Annotated in this window: 2 rRNA genes; both read right to left on the bottom strand. The window is 47.7% G+C overall.

What is annotated here, in order from left to right:
- Window positions 1-198: 198 nt before the first annotated feature.
- Window positions 199-314 (bottom strand): 5S ribosomal RNA (gene rrf / locus KT99_RS19715).
- 207 nt (window positions 315-521) lie between these two features.
- Window positions 522-1,134 (bottom strand): 23S ribosomal RNA (locus KT99_RS19710); the annotation flags it as partial.

Below are 1,134 nucleotides of genomic sequence, written 5' to 3'. Positions count from 1 at the left end.
CGGCTTCGGATAAATCCTCCGCGTTCAGACCCAGCATCAAGCTACGCTTGATAAGCGCAAGGTCTGCACCCTACTATCACATGAAAGGATGCATGCTTCGCATGCGCTATCTATATTCCCCATGTTCGTTCGGTCATTTTCCAGACTAAAACGAAAAAAGCCCGTTGCGTTAGCAACGGGCTTTATCGTTTATTAGGCGCCTGGAAATGACCTACTCTCACATGGGGAGACCCCACACTACCATCGGCGCAATTGCGTTTCACTTCTGAGTTCGAGATGGATTCAGGTGGGGCCACAATGCTATGGTTTCCAGACTAATTTTGCGATTACTTTCAGCTTTTCAAAAAGCTAAAGGTAAAAGAATTTAGAAAGCTGGCTATTTAAAAAGTCTTTTAAACAGCTTTAAATAAAAGTAATAATTGGTTCAACTTAAATCAAGTCGGTATTCTTTTGTGCTTGTAAAGTAATCACTCATTAACCACATACTTCTCTTTTAACAAGAGTAAACCCATCTGGGTTGTATGGTTAAGCCTCACGAGTCATTAGTACAGGTTAGCTCAATGCCTCACAGCACTTACACACCCTGCCTATCAACGTCCTAGTCTCGAACGGCTCTTTAGAGGAATTAAATCCCTAGGGATGACTCATCTTAGGACTCGCTTCCCGCTTAGATGCTTTCAGCGGTTATCGATTCCGAACGTAGCTACCGGGCAATGCTATTGGCATAACAACCCGAACACCAGCGGTTCGTCCACTCCGGTCCTCTCGTACTAGGAGCAGCTTCCTTCAATCATCCAACGCCCACGGCAGATAGGGACCGAACTGTCTCACGACGTTCTGAACCCAGCTCGCGTACCACTTTAAATGGCGAACAGCCATACCCTTGGGACCGACTTCAGCCCCAGGATGTGATGAGCCGACATCGAGGTGCCAAACACCGCCGTCGATATGAACTCTTGGGCGGTATCAGCCTGTTATCCCCGGCGTACCTTTTATCCGTTGAGCGATGGCCCTTCCATACAGAACCACCGGATCACTATGACCTACTTTCGTACCTGCTCGACGTGTCTGTCTCGCAGTTAAGCTGGCTTATGCCATTGCACTAACCGTACGATGTCCGACCGTACTTAGCCC

This window comes from Shewanella benthica KT99, from assembly GCF_000172075.1.
Taxonomy (GTDB): domain Bacteria; phylum Pseudomonadota; class Gammaproteobacteria; order Enterobacterales; family Shewanellaceae; genus Shewanella; species Shewanella benthica_A.
This window is presented reverse-complemented; position numbering and strand designations above follow the sequence as displayed.